Annotated in this window: 15 protein-coding genes; 10 read left to right on the top strand and 5 right to left on the bottom strand. The window is 60.5% G+C overall.

Going from position 1 to position 16,040, the window contains the following annotated elements; translation table 11 throughout:
- The first annotated feature begins 95 nt into the window (after positions 1–95).
- The gene (locus ABIA48_RS23205) at positions 96–644 is read left to right on the top strand and encodes an RNA polymerase factor sigma-70 (protein WP_007990147.1); all 549 of its coding nucleotides are present in this window, start codon (positions 96–98) and stop codon (positions 642–644) included.
- Between the two features lie 115 nt (positions 645–759).
- On the opposite strand, the gene ABIA48_RS23200 is transcribed toward ABIA48_RS23205, so the two are convergent.
- From ABIA48_RS23200 to ABIA48_RS23190, 3 genes are all read right to left on the bottom strand, one after another.
- The gene (locus ABIA48_RS23200; protein ID WP_429491597.1) at positions 760–1,773 is read right to left on the bottom strand and encodes a GNAT family N-acetyltransferase; all 1,014 of its coding nucleotides are present in this window, start codon (positions 1,771–1,773) and stop codon (positions 760–762) included.
- A gap of 75 nt (positions 1,774–1,848) precedes the next feature.
- Complete coding sequence (locus ABIA48_RS23195; RefSeq protein ID WP_429491595.1) at positions 1,849–2,667, bottom strand: substrate-binding periplasmic protein; 819 nt, start codon at positions 2,665–2,667, stop codon at positions 1,849–1,851.
- Between the two features lie 93 nt (positions 2,668–2,760).
- The gene (locus tag ABIA48_RS23190; RefSeq protein WP_429491593.1) at positions 2,761–3,387 is read right to left on the bottom strand and encodes a TetR/AcrR family transcriptional regulator; all 627 of its coding nucleotides are present in this window, start codon (positions 3,385–3,387) and stop codon (positions 2,761–2,763) included.
- A 178-nt stretch (positions 3,388–3,565) separates the two neighbouring features.
- On the opposite strand from ABIA48_RS23190, the gene ABIA48_RS23185 reads away from it, so the two are divergent.
- From ABIA48_RS23185 to ABIA48_RS23150, 8 genes are all read left to right on the top strand, one after another.
- Positions 3,566–5,368, top strand: coding sequence for an acyclic terpene utilization AtuA family protein (locus ABIA48_RS23185; protein ID WP_429491591.1), 1,803 nt, complete (start codon positions 3,566–3,568; stop codon positions 5,366–5,368).
- A gap of 12 nt (positions 5,369–5,380) precedes the next feature.
- Positions 5,381–6,250, top strand: a complete 870-nt coding sequence (locus tag ABIA48_RS23180; RefSeq protein ID WP_007990156.1) for an SDR family oxidoreductase — start codon at positions 5,381–5,383, stop codon at positions 6,248–6,250.
- Positions 6,251–6,253: 3 nt separating this feature from the next.
- Positions 6,254–7,870 (top strand): geranyl-CoA carboxylase subunit beta, encoded by a 1,617-nt coding sequence (gene atuC / locus ABIA48_RS23175; RefSeq protein WP_429491589.1) that lies wholly within the window; start codon positions 6,254–6,256, stop codon positions 7,868–7,870.
- Between the two features lie 24 nt (positions 7,871–7,894).
- Positions 7,895–9,052, top strand: a complete 1,158-nt coding sequence (gene atuD / locus ABIA48_RS23170) for a citronellyl-CoA dehydrogenase (protein WP_322616311.1) — start codon at positions 7,895–7,897, stop codon at positions 9,050–9,052.
- The gene (locus ABIA48_RS23165; protein ID WP_429491587.1) at positions 9,049–9,846 is read left to right on the top strand and encodes an enoyl-CoA hydratase/isomerase family protein; all 798 of its coding nucleotides are present in this window, start codon (positions 9,049–9,051) and stop codon (positions 9,844–9,846) included. The genes atuD and ABIA48_RS23165 overlap by 4 nt, the downstream gene beginning before the upstream one ends.
- Positions 9,847–9,955: 109 nt before the next feature.
- Complete coding sequence (locus tag ABIA48_RS23160; protein WP_429491585.1) at positions 9,956–11,917, top strand: acetyl/propionyl/methylcrotonyl-CoA carboxylase subunit alpha; 1,962 nt, start codon at positions 9,956–9,958, stop codon at positions 11,915–11,917.
- Between the two features lie 71 nt (positions 11,918–11,988).
- The gene (locus ABIA48_RS23155) at positions 11,989–12,531 is read left to right on the top strand and encodes an exonuclease domain-containing protein (protein WP_310054955.1); all 543 of its coding nucleotides are present in this window, start codon (positions 11,989–11,991) and stop codon (positions 12,529–12,531) included.
- A 69-nt stretch (positions 12,532–12,600) separates the two neighbouring features.
- Positions 12,601–12,885, top strand: coding sequence for a pyrimidine/purine nucleoside phosphorylase (locus tag ABIA48_RS23150; RefSeq protein ID WP_007940055.1), 285 nt, complete (start codon positions 12,601–12,603; stop codon positions 12,883–12,885).
- An 85-nt stretch (positions 12,886–12,970) separates the two neighbouring features.
- Here the strand turns inward: ABIA48_RS23150 and ABIA48_RS23145 are convergent, their stop codons facing one another.
- Both ABIA48_RS23145 and ABIA48_RS23140 read right to left on the bottom strand, forming a co-directional pair.
- Positions 12,971–13,777, bottom strand: a complete 807-nt coding sequence (locus tag ABIA48_RS23145) for an MOSC domain-containing protein (protein WP_108229912.1) — start codon at positions 13,775–13,777, stop codon at positions 12,971–12,973.
- A gap of 191 nt (positions 13,778–13,968) precedes the next feature.
- Positions 13,969–14,904, bottom strand: a complete 936-nt coding sequence (locus tag ABIA48_RS23140; RefSeq protein ID WP_429491582.1) for a chemotaxis protein CheV — start codon at positions 14,902–14,904, stop codon at positions 13,969–13,971.
- 463 nt (positions 14,905–15,367) lie between these two features.
- Here ABIA48_RS23140 and ABIA48_RS23135 point away from each other — a divergent pair, with 463 nt between their 5' ends.
- Complete coding sequence (locus ABIA48_RS23135) at positions 15,368–15,838, top strand: hypothetical protein (RefSeq protein ID WP_429491580.1); 471 nt, start codon at positions 15,368–15,370, stop codon at positions 15,836–15,838.
- Positions 15,839–16,040 lie beyond the last annotated feature (202 nt).

Raw genomic sequence — 16,040 nt, 5'->3', positions numbered from 1 at the left:
AATTATCATTAAGCCTAATTTGTCGCTCGATGTGTAGGACGGTCCCCCCGGTTTATTCGCCGTCCCACCAACCTTTTGGCAGCAGGGTGATTTCCATGATGGAACCAGTATCCACAAGCAGGTGCGATACACCGCTACTTCAGGCATTCGTCGACAATCGATTGATTCTGGTGAAGATTGCCGCCCGAATTACCGGTTGCCGCTCACGTGCCGAAGATGTTGTGCAGGACGCATTCTTCCGGCTGCAATCGGCCCCACCCATCACCAGTTCGATCAAGGCCCAGCTCAGCTACCTGTTCCAGATCGTGCGCAACCTGGCGATCGACCACTACCGCAAGCAGGCGCTGGAGCAGAAATATTCCGGCCCTGAAGAGGAAGGTCTGAATGTGGTGATCCAGGGTGCGTCGCCGGAAACTTCGCACATCAATTTCTCGACGCTGGAGCACATTGCCGATGCGTTGACGGAGTTGCCGAGCCGCACCCGCTACGCCTTCGAGATGTATCGCCTGCACGGCGTACCGCAAAAAGACATCGCCAGGGAACTCGGCGTCTCGCCGACCTTGGTGAACTTCATGATTCGTGATGCGCTGGTGCACTGCCGCAAGGTGTCGGGCAAGCGTGGCGATGCGGCTTCCCGCCAATAAGATCTGAAATCTGCGTCGCGCCCTTCGCGAGCAAGCCCGCTAGCGCACACCCTGTGGGAGCGGGCTTGCTCGCGAAGGCTGACTCAAGACCGCAACGAATCTTGAGCTTCAAGCATCAAGCCAGTGCGCAGCGATCAAAAAACCGCTCCCGCCCCAACACCATCAAGGCCGCGCGCTTGTGCGGGAAGTCGAACTCTTTCTCGCAGTGAAAGCACTGGTTTTGCATGTACCCGATCATCTTCGCGTTATCGGCACGAGGCTCGGCAACCACGCGCTGCGTGCGCGGATCATCAAGAAACAGGTAATGCACCAGCGCCGATAACCAGCTCGCCACCTTGTGCGGACCGCGATGATTTTCCTCACCCACCAGCATGTGAATGCCACGGTCGTAATCGTTGACCTCATAGAACGGCGCGATGCGATCTTCCCTGGCCCAATAAGCCTCGAAATAAGCGAATGGCTGATCGTCGAAACTACCGATGAGCGTTAGCGTGTGCGGGTCGGCCTCGAGTTTGTTCAGGTATTCGCGATGCTGTTCGAGGCTGCCCTCCTCCTGCCAGAAACTGGCAACGCGCGGGCTGTTCTGCCAACGGTTGAAGCGTGCCAGGTCTTGCTCGATTTCCAGCGTGCGCAGGGAAACCCAGGCGCCCAGCCGCGCATCGAAGCGTCGATACACTTCACCACGGGGTTTGACCGGCCGCCGTGGATGACGCTTGCCGTCGCTCATGAGCATTTGCTGCGGATAGCTGCCGGTCAGTGAATGCCTCAGCCACGGCTGCGACAACTGCCAGAACAACGTGCGCTCGCAGTGGTACTGGCCGCTGATGGGGGTCGGAATCAGCAAGCCGCTGAACACGGCTTCGTTCGGCACGTCTTGCAGTTGCCAGACCAGGCGCTGACAGTCGGGGTCGCGGGCGAACAGCCAGTAACAGGCCGCCCACAACGCCTGCCCTTCAGGGCGACCGAAATGCGCCTCCGGTTGCACGTGCAATTCGGGACCACGCATCAGCCGCAGGGTGAGCAACGGTTGCCCCTCCAGGCTGAAACTCAGGCGGCTTTGCGTTTCATCAGCGGCAAGACGACTGCCTGTCGGCAGACACAGGGCAGTCAGGTCATTCAGATTGGGCATGGATCAAGCTCACGATAATCGTCGACAGTTCAACGAGGTGACGTGAGCCACGGCGGGAAATTTAGGAAAAGACCATCACTTGGCGACCTGTGGAGCCGGCTCGTTGTGCGGGATCGGCACAATCGCAATCTTGTACGGATCGAAAATTTTCAGCATCTGGCCGTTGTCCCGCAAGCCTTGCAACAGCTTGCCGAAGGCCTCGCCGCTGATGGGCGCGGTCGGACGCAGAATGGCGTAGTGGTGATAGACCTGATCGATGCGATCGGACGCCAAAAACTTCTCGGCGACATCCTTATTGCGCAAAAAATAGTCGTTCAGGTAAGAGCGCGTGACCAGGGCAATGTCGGCCCGGTCGCGTAATACCATCAGCAAATTGCTGTCATGGGAATAGGTCAGCGTGGCGTTGTAGTTTTTCGCGAGGTACTGGGGGTCGGCATTGAAATTGGCGAATTCGTAGTGATAGCCGCTGAACAGGGCCAGACGCTTGCCGTTCAGGTCGGCAAAATAGCTTTGCTGTCGATCGGGCAGGCGTTGCGCGACAAAAATCTCGGCGTCCTCCAGCCCCATGTCGACGGCCGTGTGAGGAATATCCTCCCAACCCCAGGCGGGATTTTCGAAGATGGCCATGTCGACCCGGTCCTGCTTGAAGTCACCGAAGCGCCGGGGAATGGAAGTGGGTACCAGGACAAACTGGTAGTCACTTTGCAATGCGTTCAGGGCCTCGACCAGTTGCGGCAGCAACCCGGTATCGGCCCCGGATTCCGGGCGCACGGTGTAGGGCGGAAAGTGCGCGGCACCAATACGCACCAGTTGCGCCGCCTGGGACGGCATCACCGTTGACGCCGCAAGCATCGCCAGCAAAAGCCGCGAGGCTGTCCGAATTTTCAAACCCATCAAAACGCCCCCACTCCCCAATAAAACGGCATCAATGCATTCAAGCTAGGCGGTTTTGTCCAGTTAGCCAGTTTAATGCCGGCCAACACTAGCTTATTGCCGCTCCTCCAGCACCAGAATCAATGCCTCATCGGCCAACTGATCGAGGCTCATGCTGCCATCGGCGCGAAACCACGTCGTGGTCCAGGACAATGCGCCGGTCAGGAACCGTCGGGTGATGAACACATCACCACGGATAAACCCGGCGGCCTTGGCTTCACCCAGTACTTGCAGCCAGATGTCTTCGTAGATGTCCCGCAGCGCCAGGACCTTGGCCTGGCCGTCTTCAGACAGCGAGCGCCATTCGTAGACCAGCACGGCCATGGCCTCGCCGCTGCCACCCATGATCGACTGCAATTCACACCGGATCAGCGCCAGCACCCGCTCGCGCACACTGCCGGCCTCGGCAATGGCCGCACGCATCATCGCGGTGTTGTAGCGTATCGTTTCTTCCATCACGGCGCGCAGGATTTCGTCCTTGCTTTTGAAGTGATGGAAAATACTCCCCGACTGAATGCCCACGGCGCCGGCCAGATCGCGCACGGTCGTGCGTTCATAGCCTTTATTGCGGAACAGGTGGGCCGCCACTTGCAGCAGCTTGCCACGGGCGCTGTCCGGGTCGGTCAATTGGCCGCTGTCCACCAATTCGCGCATGACCCTCAGGGCTTTTTGCTCGTCCACCCGTTCTCTCCTACAGTCGATCAATCAATAACGCCGATCCCCCCGAAAACAGCGGGATTGCGCGGGCAATTTAAGCTCATGGATGCAACCAAGCAAGCGCTTGGGCAGAAGATAATCAAGTCATTTACAAACCAAGCGCTTGCTTGGTAGTGTCGACGCACTTCGGTTGGAGATGGCTATGGAATGGACTGCGCCAAAAACAATTCGCATCGGCTGCGCCAGCGCCTTCTGGGGCGATACCTCGACCGCTGCCGCGCAACTGGTCAATCATGGGCATCTGGATTATCTGGTCTTTGATTACCTGGCCGAGATCACCCTGTCGATCATGGCCGGTGCGCGGATGAAAGATCCCCAGGCCGGTTATGCAGGCGACTTCATCGAAGTCCTCGCGCCCTTGTTGCCGCAGCTCGCGCAACACAATATCCGGGTCATCAGCAATGCTGGCGGGGTCAATCCCCAAGCCTGCGCCGCCGCCCTGCAAGCAGCCTGCGACAAGGCCGGGGTGGCCCTGAAGATCGCCGTGCTGCTGGGTGACGACCTGCAACCGCAATTCAAACGGCTGGGCAACCTGGGCATTCATGAAATGTTCAGCGGCGCTCCCCTGCCATCGATGTGCGTCTCGACCAATGCCTACCTCGGTGCACCCGGTATCGTCGAAGCCCTGCGTCTGGGGGCGGACATCGTAATCACCGGGCGCGTGGTCGACAGTGCCGTGGTCAGTGCTGCGCTGGTGCATGAATTCGGCTGGTCGTGGCACGACTACGACAAGCTCGCCCAAGCAGCATTGGCCGGGCACATCATCGAATGCGGCGCCCAGTGCACGGGCGGCAACTTCACTGATTGGCGCGACGTCCCCGACTACGAACACATCGGCTTTCCCATCGTCGAAGTCAGCGCCGACAGCCAGTTCATCGTCAGCAAACCCGAAGGGACCGGCGGGCTGGTCACACCGCTGACGGTGGGCGAACAGATGTTGTACGAAATCGGGGACCCGCGTGCGTATCTGTTGCCCGATGTGGTGTGCGATTTCACTCAGGTCAAACTGCTGCAACAAGGCAAGAACGCAGTGCAGGTGCACGGTGCCAAAGGCCTGCCACCGACGGCTCAATACAAGGTCAGCGCGACGTACCCCGATGGTTTTCGCTGCACCGCCAGTTGCCTGATTGCCGGCATCGATGCCGTCGACAAGGCACGGCGCGTCAGCGATGCGATCATCAACAAGACTTCGGAAATGTTCCGCCAGCGCGGCTGGGCGCCGTACAGCGACGTGAATATCGAGTTGCTGGGCAGCGAGGCCACCTACGGCCCCCACGGCCAGCGTCAGGACAGCCGCGAAGTGGTGATCAAACTCGCCGTGCGCCATCCGGACAAGCAGGCCCTGATCGTGTTCTCCCGGGAAATCGCCCAGGCCGCCACCGGCATGGCGCCGGGGCTGACCGGGATTGTCGGTGGGCGGCCAACGGTGTATCCGCTGATCCGGCTGTTCTCGTTCCTCATCGACAAAACCGCCTGCACGCTGGACATTGATTTCATGGGCCGGCGCCACCGGTGTGCCCTGCCCGCCCTTGATGTGCTCGACCCGCTGGACCTGCCAGTCCCGCTCGCCGCGCCGAAACCGATTGGCCAGGCCGACGCCAGCGTGGCCCTGGTCAAACTCGCGGTCGCCCGTTCCGGCGACAAGGGCAACCACAGCAACATCGGGGTCATGGCCCGCGCTCCCGAATATCTGCCATGGATTGCCGAAGCCCTGACGCCGGAAGTGATCGTCGACTGGATGGGCCATGTCCTCGATCCAATCCACGGGCGGGTTGAACGCTGGTACTTGCCCGCCAGCCACAGCCTGAATTTCCTGCTGGAAAACGCCCTCGGCGGCGGCGGTGTCGCCAGCCTGCGAATCGACCCGCAAGGCAAGGCCTTCGCCCAGCAACTGCTGGAAATCCAGATTCCGGTGCCGCAGCGCATCGCCGACCAGCTCAATTAGAGGATTGCCGCCATGGCCTACGATTCGATTTTCAAAGCCGATTTGTTTGCCGGCCAAAACATCATTGTCACCGGTGGTGGCAGTGGCATCGGCCGCTGCACCGCCCACGAACTGGCGGCCCTCGGCGCCCATGTGCTGCTGGTCGGGCGCAAGGCCGACAAACTGAAAACCGTTGCGGCGGAGATCGCCGAAGACGGTGGCAAGGCCGATTGGGCGGTTTGCGACATCCGCGAGGAAGAACCGGTGCAGCACCTGGTCAGCGAATTGATCCGCAAACATGGCCCCATTCATGGCCTGGTCAACAACGCTGGCGGGCAGTACCCGTCACCCCTGGCCTCGATCAATCAGAAGGGGTTCGAAACCGTGATGCGCACCAATCTGGTGGGCGGTTTCCTGATGGCCCGGGAAGTGTTCAATCAGTCCATGAGCAAGCATGGCGGCGCCATCGTCAACATGCTCGCCGACATGTGGGGCGGCATGCCCGGTATGGGCCACTCCGGCGCGGCACGTTCGGGCATGGACAACCTGACCAAGACCGCCGCGTACGAATGGGGTTATGCCGGGGTGCGGGTCAACGCCGTGGCGCCGGGCTGGATTGCCTCCAGCGGCATGGACACTTACGAAGGCGCATTCAAGGCTGCGATTCCGACTTTGCGCGAACACGTGCCGCTCAAGCGCATCGGCACCGAATCGGAAGTCAGCGCGGCGATTGTTTTTCTGCTCAGCCCGGCAGCGGCGTTCGTCAGCGGCAGCACCTTGCGCATCGACGGTGCCGCCAGCCTCGGCGGGCGTGCCTGGCCGATTCACAAGGCAACCAACAGCGAGTCGTACAACGGTTTCCACCGCGCCTACTTGCCAGACGTGTTGAAGGACAAGGAATAACCCATGCCGGTGATTCAGTCGCAACTCGACCCCCACAGCGAGCCGTTCGCCCGGAACCGTGCGGCGATGCTGAACGCCATCGAGCAAGTCCGTGCGCTCGAACAGAACCTGCTGAACAAGGCTGCCGAAGCCAGGCCCAGGTTTGAAAAACGCGGCCAACTGCTGCCCCGCGAGCGCCTCAATCTGCTGCTGGACCCCGGCGCGCCGTTTCTCGAACTGGCCAGCCTGGCCGGTTACAAGCTGCACGACGACAAGGACGGCAGCTCCGCCGGTGGCGGCTTGATCGCTGGCATTGGCTATGTCTGCGGCGTGCGCGTGCTGGTGGTGGCGAACAACAGCGCAATCAGGGGCGGGACCATTTCCCCCAGCGGTTTGAAAAAATCCCTGCGCCTGCAACAGATCGCCATGGAAAACAAACTGCCGGTGATCACCCTCGCCGAAAGCGGCGGTGCCAACCTCAATTACGCGGCGGAGATTTTCGTCGAAGGCGCACGCAGCTTTGCCAATCAGGCGCGGATGTCGGCCATGGGGTTGCCGCAGGTCACCGTGGTGCACGGTTCGGCCACGGCGGGTGGTGCCTATCAGCCGGGGTTGTCCGATTACGTGGTGGTGGTGCGCGGCAAGGCCAAGCTGTTTCTCGCCGGCCCGCCACTGCTCAAGGCTGCCACCGGTGAAGTCGCGACCGATGAAGAACTGGGCGGTGCCGAGATGCACGCACAAACCGCCGGCACCGCCGAATACCTGGCGGAGAACGATGCCGACGGTGTGCGACAGGTACGCGAAATCGTCAGCCTGCTGCCATGGAACGAGCAGTTGCCCCAACTGCCCGAACGACACTGGGAGGAGCCACGGTACCCCATAGACGAACTGCTCGGCCTGATCCCGGATGACCCGAAAAAACCCTACGACGTGCGCGAAATCATCGCCAGGATTGCCGACGCTTCGAACTTTCTTGAATTCAAGGGCGAGTTCGATCAGCAGACCGTGTGTGGCCACCTGAAAATCCAGGGCCGCGCCTGTGGCTTCATCGGCAACAACGGCCCGATCACGCCCAAGGGTGCGAGCAAGGCCGCCCAGTTCATCCAGCTGTGCGACCAAAGCCGCACGCCGCTGCTGTTTTTCCACAACACCACCGGGTTCATGGTCGGCACCGAATCGGAGCAACAAGGCGTGATCAAACACGGCGCGAAGATGATTCAAGCGGTGGCCAACGCCCGGGTGCCGAAGCTGACCATCGTCGTCGGTGGCTCCTACGGCGCGGGCAACTATGCAATGTGCGGGCGCGGCCTCGACCCGCGTTTCATCTTCGCCTGGCCCAACAGCCGCACCGCCGTGATGGGCGGCGCGCAAGCGGGCAAAGTGCTGCGCATCGTCACCGAGGCCAAACAGGCCAAGGACGGCCTGGTGCCCGATCCGAAAATGCTCGACATGCTGGAACAGGTCACCGCGCAGAAACTCGACAGCCAGTCCACGGCGCTCTACGGCAGTGCCAACCTGTGGGACGACGGCTTGATCGACCCGCGCGATACCCGGACCTTGCTGGGTTATCTGCTGGATATCTGTCACGAGGCCGAGGTGCGGCCATTGCAAGCCAACAGTTTTGGCGTAGCCCGGCTCTAGGCTGGCTCAAGGAGAACAATAAAAATGATCTTCACCCAGGAACACGAAGCACTGCGCCGCACCGTGCGCCAATTCGTCGAGCACGAGATCAACCCGCACGTCGAAGAGTGGGAAAAGGCCGGGCGCTTCCCCATCCACGAAATCTTCCGCAAGGCCGGCGACCTCGGCCTGCTGGGCATTTCCAAACCGGAAAAATTCGGTGGCATGGGGCTCGACTACAGCTATTCGATCGTTGCCGCCGAGGAGTTCGGCACCATTCATTGCGGCGGCATCCCGATGTCCATCGGCGTGCAGACCGACATGTGCACGCCAGCGCTGGCACGTTTCGGTTCCGATGAACTGCGCGACGAGTTCCTGCGCCCCGCCATCAGTGGCGAGCAGGTCGGTTGCATCGGCGTCTCCGAAGTCGGCGCCGGCTCTGACGTTGCCGGGCTGAAAACCACTGCGCGCAAGGACGGCGACGATTATGTGATCAATGGCAGCAAGATGTGGATCACCAACTCGCCGAGCGCCGACTTCATCTGCCTGCTGGCCAACACCTCGGACGACAAACCGCACATCAACAAGTCGCTGATCATGGTGCCGATGAACACACCGGGCATCAGCTTGAGCTCGCACCTGGACAAACTCGGCATGCGCAGTTCGGAAACCGCCCAGGTGTTTTTCGACAATGTGCGCGTACCGCAGCGCAACCGCATCGGTCATGAAGGCGCGGGGTTCATGATGCAGATGCTGCAGTTCCAGGAGGAACGCCTGTTCGGCGCGGCCAACATGATCAAGGGCCTGGAGTACTGCGTCGACAGCACCATCGAATACTGCAAGGAACGCAAAACCTTCGGCAATGCGCTGATCGACAATCAGGTGATCCACTTCCGCCTGGCCGAACTGCAAACCGAAATCGAATGCCTGCGGGCGCTGGTCTATCAGGCCACCGAGCAATACGTCAAAGGCCAGGACGTCACGCGCCTGGCCTCCATGGCCAAGCTCAAGGCCGGGCGGCTGGGCCGCGAAGTCAGCGACAGTTGCCTGCAATATTGGGGCGGCATGGGCTTCATGTGGGACAACCCGGTGGCCCGGGCTTACCGCGATGTACGGCTGGTATCGATTGGCGGCGGCGCCGACGAAATCATGCTGGGGATCATCTGCAAGTTGATGGGCATTCTGCCGGGGAAAAAGAAATGAACAGCCTGCCGGTTTGCCAGACCTTACTGCTGGAGCTGCACAACGGCGTGCTGCACATCACCCTCAATCGCCCGGAAAGCCGCAATGCGATGAGCTTGCAGATGGTCACCGAGTTGCGCTCGGTGCTGACAGCCGCGCGCGATGACCGAGGGGTGCGCGCTCTGGTGATCGGCGGTGCCGGCGGCCACTTCTGTGCCGGCGGCGACCTCAAGGACATGACCAACGCCCGCGCTCAAGGTGCCAGTGCGCACCGCGACTTGAACCGGCTGTTCGGTGCGCTGCTGCAAGAGGTACAACACGCCCCGCAAGTGGTGATCACGGTGCTGCAAGGCGCGGTGCTCGGCGGCGGTTTCGGCCTGGCCTGCGTCAGCGATATCGCCCTGGCCGATCACCAGGCGCAATTCGGTCTGCCGGAAACCAGTCTCGGCCTGCTGCCGGCGCAAATCGCGCCATTCGTGGTCCAGCGCATCGGCCTGACCGAGGCCCGGCGCCTGACCCTGACAGCAGCCCGTTTTGATGGTCACCAGGCACGGCGCATGGGACTGGTGCATTTTGTCGAACATGATCCGCAAGCCTTGGCCGAACGTCTCGATGAGGTCCTGGCCCATGTGTTGTGTTGTGCGCCAGAGGCGAATGCGATGACCAAAAAACTGTTGCTGGCGAGTGCCGGCCAGCCGTCGGATGCCATGCTGGATCAGGCTGCCGAATGGTTCAGCGAAGCGGTGACCGGAGCAGAAGGCGTCGAGGGAACGCTGGCCTTCGTGCAAAAACGCAAACCGGGATGGGCCATTTAAAAGCTTCGCGAGCAAGCCCGCTCCCACACTGGAATGCATTTCAAATGTGGGAGCGGGCTTGCTCGCGAAGAGGCCCGAACAGACACCGCAAATACAAGAGAGCCAACCCATGCCCGGACTGAAAAAAATCCTCATCGCCAACCGCGGTGAGATCGCCTGCCGAATCCAGCGCACGGCCCAGGCGCTGGGCTATCGCACGGTCGCCGTATTCAGCGACGCCGACGCCGATGCCCTGCACGTGCAGATGGCCGACGAAGCGGTCAACATCGGCCCGGCCCCGGTGCAACAGTCTTACCTGAACATCCCGGCCATCCTCGACGCGGCCCGGCGCACGGGCGCGGATGCGATCCATCCTGGCTACGGTTTCCTCTCGGAAAACGCCGGGTTTGCCCTCGCCTGCCAGGACGCCGGCATCACCTTCATTGGCCCCAGCCCCGAGGCCATCGAACTGATGGGCAGCAAGCGCCTGTCGAAGATCGCCATGATCGAAGCAGGCGTGCCCTGCATCAACGGTTATCAAGGTGCCGAACAGGACGACGCCACCCTGAGCCGCGAAGCCGAGCGCATCGGCTATCCGTTGATGATCAAGGCCAGCGCTGGCGGCGGTGGACGCGGTATGCGCCTGGTGCACGACGCCGGAGATTTGCTGGAGCAGATTCGCACCGCGCGCTCCGAAGCCCTGAACGGTTTTGGCAGCGGCGAACTGATCCTTGAACAGGCACTGGTCGAACCACGTCACGTCGAGGTTCAGCTGTTCGGTGACCGGCATGGCAACCTGATTTACCTCGGTGAGCGTGATTGTTCGGTCCAGCGCCGGCATCAGAAAGTCATCGAAGAGGCGCCCTGCCCGGTGATGACCCCTGAGTTGCGGCAGGCCATGGGCGAAGCGGCGCTCAAGGCCGGCCGAGCGGTGCAGTACGTTGGCGCGGGTACCGTAGAGTTTTTGCTGGATGCGCGCGGGCAGTTTTACTTCCTGGAGATGAACACCCGGCTGCAAGTGGAACACCCGGTGACCGAATTGATCACCGGGCTGGACCTGGTGGCCTGGCAACTCAACATTGCCGAGGGGCAAGCATTGCCGCTGCGCCAGGAGCAGGTGCAACTCAAGGGCCATGCCATGGAAGTGCGCTTGTATGCCGAAGATCCTGCCCGGGGTTTCCTGCCGCAAACCGGGCGCGTCGTGGCCTGGGAACCGGAGTTACGGGACGGCGTACGGATCGACCACGGTCTGATCGAAGGTCAACTCATCAGTCCCTTCTACGACCCGATGCTCGGCAAGCTCATCGCCCATGGCGCCACCCGCGAACAAGCCCGACGCAAATTGCTGCGGGCGGTGCAAGACAGCGTGCTGCTGGGTCTGCAAAGCAATCAACGCCTGCTGGCCAGCCTGCTGGAACACCCGCAGTTCGCCCGCGGTGATTTCAGTACCGGGTTCATTGCACAGCATTTTTCCGAGCATGCCTGCCTGCATTCTTACGTCCCGAACGCGCAACACCTGGCCATCGCAGCCGCCCTTCTCTATCAGGCGTCGGCGCAGGCTCATCCGGCACCGCTGTCTGGCTGGCGCAACAACGCCAGTGTGCCGCTGCACTATCGCATTGGCCTTGACGATCAGGACTGGCCGGTAGCGTTGCAGGCGATCCCGGGCGAGCCGTTGCGCATCCAGGTCGCCGGGCGCAGCCTCGAACTGAAGATCATCCACAGCGACGGACGCTGGGCCACTCTCGAAATCGAAGGCGTTCGCCAACGCCACGCTTACCGCCTGGAAACCGGGCATCTCTGGCTGTTTACCCGTCCGGGCAGCCTGCAGTTCGTGGATCGCACTCAGGCGCAGGTCTGCAGCCAGGCCAGTGTCAGCTCCGGCACCCTCAAGGCACCGATGGACGGGGCGATTATCGACGTCCTGGTCAATGAAGGCAGCCCGGTGACCAAAGGCCAATTGCTGGTGGTACTGGAGGCGATGAAAATGGAGCACCCGTTGAAATCGGGCATTGACGGTGTTCTCAAGCGCTTGCAAGTGAAAGTCGGGGATCAGGTGAAAAACCGGCAGATTCTGTTGGAGGTCGAATAAGCGACTAGGCGGAACCGCCGGGTTTGGCTACGCTCAAACCCTAACAGGCCGCGGATACCAGGAACCCTGCAATGCCTCACTGGCTGGTCATTGATCTGGAGGCCACCACCGATGAGGGTGGTTGGCCCGTAACGGATATGGAAATCATTGAAATCGGTGCCACCCTGGTGGACCGCAAGGGACGCGAACTGGACCACTTCCAGCGCTTCGTCCGCCCCTTGCGGCGGCCGTTGCTGACGCCGTTTTGCCGCGAGCTGACGCACATCACCCAAGCCAACATCGATGCCGCGCAACCGCTTGGCGAGGTCTGGTCGGCGTTTGAACGCTGGCTCGGCCAACACCACACGCGACTTGAAGGCTGGGTCAGTTGGGGCGATTACGATCGCAAACAACTGCTTCAGGAATGGCAGCGGCTGGGGCTAGCCAGTGTGCTGGCCAACGTGCCGCACATGAACCTCAAGCAGCGCTTTGCCAAGGCCCGGCGACTGGAACGTCCGCTGGGGCTCAACGGCGCTCTGCAACTGGCTGGCCTGCAGTTCACCGGCCAGCAACACCGGGCGCTGGAAGATGCACGCAATACCGCACGACTGCTGCCACTGGTTCTTCCGCTTTAGACAGGTGACGACACCCAGGGCCTTGTGCATACTGGCCGGCCCTTTTTAGCCCTTTTCGAGGAATCGCCCATGTTTAAAGTCAACGAGTACTTCGACGGCACCGTCAAGTCGATCGCCTTTGGCACCGCAGAAGGTCCAGCGACCATCGGCGTCATGGCTCCGGGCGAGTACGAATTCGGCACCAGCCAACGTGAAATCATGCACGTGGTCAGCGGCGCACTGACCGTCAAACTGCCAGACAGCAGCGACTGGGAAACCTTCGCCGCCGGCAGCCAGTTCAACGTGCCGGCCAACAGCAAGTTCCAGCTGAAAGTGGCCGTCGACACCGCTTACCTGTGCGAATACCGCGGCTAAACCCGCGGGCTTCAGCAAAATAGAAGTCACCGAAATAAAAAATGCCCGTGTTTTTTGACACGGGCATTTTTTATTCTGCGGAAAATTATTCGAGGATCTCTACCGGCATGCCGACTTCGAGTCGACCGTTGCCATCGTTGACCAGGTTCTGCCCGAACATAGCGCCGTCGGCCTGCGAACGGTATTTCTGCAAGGTTGCCAAGGGTTCGCGGTCATCGCTGCGCTCCCCGGTCTGCGGATCGATGGTGGTCAGGATGCAGCGTGAACAGGACTTGACCACGCGGAACTCGACCTCGCCGATGCGGATACGTTTCCAGCCGTCTTCGGCGAACGCTTCACTGCCTTCGACCACCAGGTTTGGCCGAAAACGCAGCATCTCCAATGGACGTCCGACCCGTTGCGACAAGTCCTCGAGGGAGGCCTGGCCAATCAGCAACAACGGGTAACCATCGGCGAACGCCACCTGATCGTCATCCTTGCCGTAGCCAGCCTCCGTCATCCGCGCCCGATCCAGCGGCACTTGCACCAGACGGGTCGGTTTACCAATAAATTCGCTGACCCAGGCTCCTGCTTCATCGCCGGCATCGGGGACTCGCAAGGTATCGCGCCAGATCGTCACGCCACGCAGTTCTGCATCGCTACCAGGCAAGGCAATGTCAATCGGCGAATGGCCCGGCGCACTGAGGGTCAAGCCACCCTCGGCATTCCACAACGCCGACAGCTGGCTCATCTGCGCCACTGCACGCTGGGTCAGGAAGCGTCCACTGGCCTCATCCACCAGCATCCAGCGTCGATCGCCGTCCAATCCAAGTTTATCAAGACCGATTTGTTGCAGCGTCTCGCCCTTGGCGGATTTCAACGGATAACGATACAGCGCGCTCAGACGCAACATGGCCAGCTCCCTGGTAGGCAAAAACGCCACCCTATACGAGCTTGAAGGCCGAATCAAAGACTGACGATCACACACCGCGTCCCATGTGGGAGCGGGCTTGCTCGCGAAAGCGGTGTGACAGTTGGCACAGTCATCGACTGACACTCCCACTTCGCGAGCAAGCCCGCTCCCACAGGTTGTGCAGGCCCCTCTTAGGCCGGCACTTCGTCAAGCATCAGGCGCTGGCGCACCACGTCGACGAGTTTGTCCGGCTGGAATTTGGAGAGGAAATTGTCGCAGCCGACCTTTTTCACCATCGAGTCGTTGAAACTGCCGGACAAAGACGTGTGCAGCACCACGTACAAGCCACACAGGCGCGGGTCATTGCGGATTTCGGTTGTCAGGCGATAACCATCCATTTCCGGCATTTCCGCATCGGTGAAGACCATCAACAGTTTGTCGGTCATGTGTACGCCGGTATCGGCCCAGGCCTTGAGCATGTTCAAGGCTTTCAGACCGTCGCTGGCGATGTGCATCTTCACCCCCAACTGTCCCAGGGTATCGCGCAATTGCGCCAGGGCCACGTTCGAGTCATCCACCAGCAGCACCTCACGGCCACGGGCACGTTCCAGCACCGGATCTTCGAGCTTGTCGCGGGAGACTTTGGCGTTGTACGGAACGATTTCGGCCAGGACCTTTTCGACGTCGATGATTTCCACCAGTTGATCATCGACCTTGCTGATGGCCGTCAGGTAGTGCTGGCGACCGGCGCTGCTCGGAGGTGGCAGGATGGCTTCCCAATTCATGTTGACGATCCGGTCCACGCCACCGACCAGGAAGGCCTGCACCGAACGGTTGTACTCGGTGACGATAATCGTGCTGCCTGGCCCCGGTACCAACGGGCGCATGCCGATGGCCTGGGACAGGTCGATCACCGGCAGGGTCTGGCCACGCAGGTTGACCACGCCGCACACAAAAGGATGGCGCTGCGGCATCAGCGTCAACTTTGGCAGCTGCAACACTTCCTGTACTTTAAAGACGTTGATCGCGAACAATTGCCGCCCGGCGAGCCGGAACATGAGAATTTCCAGGCGATTCTCACCCACCAGTTGCGTGCGTTGGTCTACCGTGTCGAGAATGCCGGCCATCAATGACTCCTGGTCTTGTTCGGATGAATTCACTTAAAGAAGTTTATCGGCTGTTTTTGCCGAAGCTTGACCCTCTCTAAAATGCCACGCCCGGGCATTGATGTCACATTAACATCATGCTTTACTGGCGCCGTGAATACATCTGCTGCCCGCCTGCGCCACGCGACCATAGTTCACGCGATAGGTTCCGTTGCGTAAGGGTTTCCCCTACCAACAATCAGGTGCAACCTGATATTCGCAATATCCAATAGCCATTAATGTGACGCCATTCTCATTGCATGAACGGAGTCAGGCTTTTGTGTGCGATCGCAAGTAAGTGGCCAACCACCCTCTCGTGTTCCCCTGCCTGCCTCCAGGCCAGCCGCAGTTCGTTCACCCGACGACTCGGCGATGCCGGGGTCCCGACCGCCCTCGTCGACACACACGATATCCCCTCATTTGACATGACGTTGTGGAGATAAGTATGCCGAACGATCGTAAAGAGTGGGCCCGGCGGCTCCCGGAGTTTCTCGTCGAGGCTGAAACACTCCTGGCTAAAACCGAGGAATGCCTGAGTCACCTGCAGTTGATCAGCAATGACAAGGACGCCATCGACTGCATGCTCAGCACCCTGCTCAAGCTGGCGAACAAGGCCGATGCCCTGGCGTTGGCGGCCGTGTCTGAATTCTCTCTGCATATTCATGGCCTGCTGAATCACGCACAGAGCACGATGAGTCTGCACGACGAGGCGCTGGGTGCCTTGAAAGACTGCCTGACCCTGATTGCCTGGCAACTCGAACTCATCGACCAGACCACCGGCCAACTCAGTCTCGACGACAGCGAGCAGGTCACCCTTATCGAAGCCTTTGCCTTTCAGGTCGGGCAAAGCCGGTTTCAACCACCGGTCAATTCCAGACCGTTCACCCTCGTGTCCTATTCGGAACGACAGGCCTGAACTTGCCAAACTATGCCGTATGGCGTGTTTTGGTTATCAATACCGCGCTGTAACTTGAGTGCGCACATGTCGCAAATAAATCTTTCATAGCTATAAACGACACCGCGTCACAAACACGAATACCCATCGACAGTTGCGTGCCTGTCTTGACCAGGGTTATTGCCTGGGTATCAACAACAAAATCCAGGGACAATCGTCATCT

The organism is Pseudomonas sp. S30_BP2TU TE3576 (genome assembly GCF_050436025.1).
Taxonomy (GTDB): Bacteria; Pseudomonadota; Gammaproteobacteria; order Pseudomonadales; family Pseudomonadaceae; genus Aquipseudomonas.
Note: the sequence above shows the minus strand (reverse complement) of the source record. Positions and strands in the feature narration are given on the sequence as shown.

Bases quoted from the DNA above. Each gene is read 5' to 3' on its own strand.
- ABIA48_RS23205 (WP_007990147.1), top strand. From the start codon at position 96: ATGATGGAACCAGTATCCACAAGCAGGTGCGATACACCGCTACTTCAG.
- ABIA48_RS23135 (WP_429491580.1), top strand. From the start codon at position 15,368: ATGCCGAACGATCGTAAAGAGTGGGCCCGGCGGCTCCCGGAGTTTCTC.
- ABIA48_RS23160 (WP_429491585.1), top strand. From the start codon at position 9,956: ATGCCCGGACTGAAAAAAATCCTCATCGCCAACCGCGGTGAGATCGCC.
- ABIA48_RS23185 (WP_429491591.1), top strand. From the start codon at position 3,566: ATGGAATGGACTGCGCCAAAAACAATTCGCATCGGCTGCGCCAGCGCC.
- ABIA48_RS23200 (WP_429491597.1), bottom strand. From the start codon at position 1,773: ATGCCCAATCTGAATGACCTGACTGCCCTGTGTCTGCCGACAGGCAGT.
- ABIA48_RS23150 (WP_007940055.1), top strand. From the start codon at position 12,601: ATGTTTAAAGTCAACGAGTACTTCGACGGCACCGTCAAGTCGATCGCC.
- ABIA48_RS23145 (WP_108229912.1), bottom strand. From the start codon at position 13,777: ATGTTGCGTCTGAGCGCGCTGTATCGTTATCCGTTGAAATCCGCCAAG.
- atuD (WP_322616311.1), top strand. From the start codon at position 7,895: ATGATCTTCACCCAGGAACACGAAGCACTGCGCCGCACCGTGCGCCAA.
- ABIA48_RS23155 (WP_310054955.1), top strand. From the start codon at position 11,989: ATGCCTCACTGGCTGGTCATTGATCTGGAGGCCACCACCGATGAGGGT.
- ABIA48_RS23140 (WP_429491582.1), bottom strand. From the start codon at position 14,904: ATGGCCGGCATTCTCGACACGGTAGACCAACGCACGCAACTGGTGGGT.
- ABIA48_RS23165 (WP_429491587.1), top strand. From the start codon at position 9,049: ATGAACAGCCTGCCGGTTTGCCAGACCTTACTGCTGGAGCTGCACAAC.
- atuC (WP_429491589.1), top strand. From the start codon at position 6,254: ATGCCGGTGATTCAGTCGCAACTCGACCCCCACAGCGAGCCGTTCGCC.
- ABIA48_RS23180 (WP_007990156.1), top strand. From the start codon at position 5,381: ATGGCCTACGATTCGATTTTCAAAGCCGATTTGTTTGCCGGCCAAAAC.
- ABIA48_RS23195 (WP_429491595.1), bottom strand. From the start codon at position 2,667: ATGGGTTTGAAAATTCGGACAGCCTCGCGGCTTTTGCTGGCGATGCTT.